This is a genomic window from Gemmatimonadales bacterium (genome assembly GCA_030697825.1).
In the GTDB taxonomy this organism is placed as follows: Bacteria; Gemmatimonadota; Gemmatimonadetes; order Gemmatimonadales; family JACORV01; genus JACORV01.
In genome coordinates, this window is the sequence record JAUYOW010000069.1 from 1 (window position 1) to 3,704 (window position 3,704).

Sequence of the window (3,704 nt, forward strand, 5' to 3'; positions counted from 1 at the left end):
GTGTTATATTGGCAAGCTGGCCGAAACCCGGCGAATTGCGTGCGGTTCCCCGGCCCGCTAGGTTGGGCTTCTCAATCCTCATTGCAGGGAGCAGGGCGCGAGCGTGGCAGGCGACGCCATTCAGATGATGGGCACCATCACCGAGGTGCTCCCCAACACCACCTTCCGCGTCGAACTCGAGAACGGCCATGCGATCCTGGCTTACGTCTCGGGCAAGATGCGCAAGAACTACATCCGCATCCTTCAGGGAGACCGAGTGGCGGTCGAGCTGTCACCGTACGACCTCACGCGGGGACGGATCACGTATCGGTACAAATAGGTGATGAGGTGATGGTGGTGATGGTGGTGATGAGGTGAGAGGGGTCCGCCGCAGCTGAATCCGAATCACCGGCCTTGCCGTTCCGCACCGATCTCCAAACCGGCAAACCAGTTCCTTCCAGGCGACGGCTCGAGGTAGCGATTCGCCGCCCCGTTTACTCAATGCGGCCTCGTCCCGATCCGTCCCCACCGGATGGCGGTGAGGAAAGGCAGCGCCCTCCAGGAGTCGTGGTCGAACGAGTAGTAGACGAAGAGCGGCCGGCCCCGGATGACGCGCCGGTCCACGAAGCCCCAATAGCGGGAATCGTACGAGTTGTCGCGGTTGTCCCCCATCACGAAGTACTGTCCCGCCGGCACCACGATGGGGCCCCAAGTGCCGCGCGTGGGGCGGTAAGTGTCGCGTTCCACTCCCTGGATCAAGTACTCGATCTGCCAGGCCCGCATTTCGGGATCCGCGGGGTCGGACATCGAGTCCACGTGCTGCGCGAAGGCCTCGTTCCCGGGAACTTGGTTCCGGTAGAGCACGTTGTCGCGCATCTCGAGGGTGTCGCCCGGCGTACCGACGACCCGCTTCACGACCTTCACATCGAGCTGGGTCTTGGAGTCGAAGACGACGATGTCGCCGAGGTGCGGCTCCCGGAACGCCGGGAGCCGGGTGTGGATCAGCGGCAACTCGGCGCCGTACAGAGCCTTGTTGACGAAGAGGAAGTCGCCGACGAGCAGCGTGCGCTCCATGCTGGAAGACGGGATGCGGAACGCTTCCACGAGGAGCGCGCGCAGCACGAACCAGATCACCAGCGCAACGGCTATCGACTTCACCCATTCCCACGCCCAGCGGCCGAAGGACTTGGGCTGCGACGCCGCCGCTTCGGCTGCCGGCTGCTTGTTCTGGGCACTCACCTGTTCGGCCATGTATCCCCTGTGCGTCGGTGCGCCTGTGCGCCTGTCTTCTAAGGTACCCAGTCGGCAATGAATATGTTCGTTTCGCCCCGCACCCGGCCGTTGCGGTTGGAGGCCCACACCAGTCTCCTGCCGTCGGGGGAGAACATCGGGAAGCTGTCGAAGTCCGCGTAAGTGGTCACCTGTTCCAGGCCCGTGCCGTCGAGGTTCACGATGTAGAGGTCGAAGTTCCGGCCGCGCGGATTGGTGTGGTTGGACGCGAAGATGATTCGGCGGTCGTCGGGGGTGAAATAGGGCGCGAAGTTGGCGCCGCCCAGGCGGGTGACCTGGCGCCGGTCGGTGCCGTCGGCGTTCATCGCCCACAGCTCCATCCGGCTGGGACGCACCAGCTGCTGGCCCAGGAGCGTGCGGAACTGTGCCTGGTCCTCGGGCGTCTCCGGATGGAAGGCCCGATAGACGATGAGCCGTCCGTCGTGCGAGAAGAACGGGCCGCCGTCGTAGCCCACCTCCGTGGTGAGCCGCCGCACGTTCGATCCGTCGGTCCGCATGGTGTAGATGTCGAGATCGCCGTCCCGCTGGGACGTGAATGCGATAGTGCGCCCGTCCGGGGAGAGCGTGCCCTCGGCGTCGTATCCCGGTGTCGATGTGATGCGCCTGTTGTCCGATCCGTCAACGCGCGCCGTGAAGATGTCGAAGTCCTCGAGCTTCCAGACGTAGCCCTGGGAGTAGTCCGGCGGCGGCGGGCACTCTCGACCCGAGAGGTGGGTCGAAGCGTAGAGGACGCGGCGGCCGCGGTCGTAGAAGTAGCCGCAGGTCGTTTTCCCTTCACCGTTCGACACCCGCCGCCTAGCCGATCCGTCCACGTTCATCACGTACTGCTGATCGCAACCTCCGCTGTCCACGGTGGCCTGGTAGATGAGCTTGGTGCCATCCGGCGAGAAATACGCTTCGGCGTTCTGTCCGCCGAAGGTGAGCTGCCGAATGGCGGCAAGGTGGACCTCGCCGGAGTCGGGCATCACGGTCGCCGATGGCGGCACGGGGGGCTGGCGTGGAGCGGCTGCGACGGCCAGGACGCCCAGGGCGGCTACGATGAGGCTGCGCGTGCGGTTCATGGGGACATTCTAAGCGCGCAGACGGCGCCGCTCTAGCCCCTCAGGGAACGGGAGCCGCCGCACGGTCGGCCGGCGTCGGAGTAAGGCGGGTCTGGTATGCCTGTCGGTACCACACATAGCTCGCGTATACGGTTTTCACGTAATCGTTGGTCTCGCGGATCGAAACGCGCTCGGCGAAGAGATCCGGGTCGTCGAATTCCGCCCAGCGTCGCCAACGCGTCACCCGATCCGGTCCGGCGTTGTAGGAGGCGAGCACGGCCCAGATCGGGAGCGAATCCCGATCGATGCGGTCGCGCAGGTAGCGCGCCCCCAAGTGGAGGTTGAAGTCCGGGACATACAGAAGGTCCGGGTCGTACGGCCCGAGGCGCATCCGGTCGGAGAGCTCGCGTCCGGTGGCCGGCATGACCTGACCGATGCCCCGCGCGCCGGCACGTGAGCGGGCGCGCGGCTCGAAGCGGGACTCCTGGCGGATGATGGCAGCCAGGAGGAGCGGATCGACGCACTGCTCGGCAGCCTCCGCCTCGATGACGGCTCGGTACGGGATCGGGAAGAGTGCCCGCGCGACGCCCGGCACCATGCCCGCCCGCCCCCGTGCCGCCTCGCCCAGACTGATCGCTTCGCGCGCGAACCCCGCTTCAGAAGCGGCGGCGGCGGCCGCGGTCAGCAGCTGCACCGAGGCCGCCGTATCGCCCACCCACCCGGCCGCCTCGGCCCGCGCGTCGGCGTCGAAGCCGAGGCTGGCGAGGAGGCGGATGCGCTCGCGGGCCCGCGCGGGGGGGAACGATCCCGCCCTCGGAAGCGGCAGCGCGGTGTCAACCAGGAAACTGCCGCTGTCGCCGAGGATCTCGCGGGCGCGAACGCCGTAGAAGCCGAGCGGGAACTCCGCGGCGAGGCGCCGGAGCGCCGCCGCGGCCGTCGAATCGCCGAGGATGAGGCGCAGGCGCGCGTCCCAGTAGCGCGGTGCCAGGCCAAGTTGCCCCGTGCTGTCGCGGGCGAGCGCGCCGCCCACGAGGGCCGCCGCCGTGTCCGTCGCACCGCGCACGAACGCGAGGAGTCCGAGTCTGAACCGCGCCACGTTGGCGGCCGGAGCGTCCGTGAAGCGCCGCATCAACACCCAGTAGTGGGCACGCTCCTCATCGGGCTCGCCGCGCGAGCGATCGTGGTCGGCGAGGATCACCACGGCGCGCGCGATGCTGGTGTCGCCGCGGTACTGGCGCGCCAGGGTGTCGGCCAGCACCTCCGCCGCATCCCAGAAACCCGCGGCTGCCAACGCCCGCACCCGCTCGAAGGCGATCAGCGTCGCGGGCGGGGACGCGGTGCGCCGGCGGGCGCGCGGACTGGCAGGGCGCGCGGCGGCGCTGTCCAGCGCCGCCA

General features: G+C 68.1%; 4 protein-coding genes. 1 reads left to right on the forward strand and 3 read right to left on the reverse strand.

What is annotated here, in order from left to right; translation table 11 throughout:
• Positions 1-124 precede the first annotated feature (124 nt).
• Positions 125-319: a translation initiation factor IF-1 gene (gene infA, locus Q8Q85_03375; GenBank protein MDP3773286.1), complete on the forward strand. Its 195-nt coding sequence runs from the start codon at positions 125-127 to the stop codon at positions 317-319.
• Positions 320-477: 158 nt separating this feature from the next.
• Here infA and lepB read toward each other — a convergent pair whose 3' ends face one another.
• From lepB to Q8Q85_03390, 3 genes are all read right to left on the reverse strand, one after another.
• Positions 478-1,230, reverse strand: coding sequence for a signal peptidase I (lepB, locus tag Q8Q85_03380; GenBank protein ID MDP3773287.1), 753 nt, complete (start codon positions 1,228-1,230; stop codon positions 478-480).
• A gap of 38 nt (positions 1,231-1,268) precedes the next feature.
• Positions 1,269-2,330 carry a hypothetical protein gene (locus Q8Q85_03385; GenBank protein MDP3773288.1) on the reverse strand — a complete coding sequence of 354 codons (1,062 nt, stop codon included), beginning with the start codon at positions 2,328-2,330 and terminating at the stop codon, positions 1,269-1,271.
• 40 nt (positions 2,331-2,370) lie between these two features.
• Positions 2,371-3,704: lytic transglycosylase domain-containing protein (locus tag Q8Q85_03390; GenBank protein ID MDP3773289.1), on the reverse strand; the 1,334-nt coding region annotated here is incomplete at its 5' end.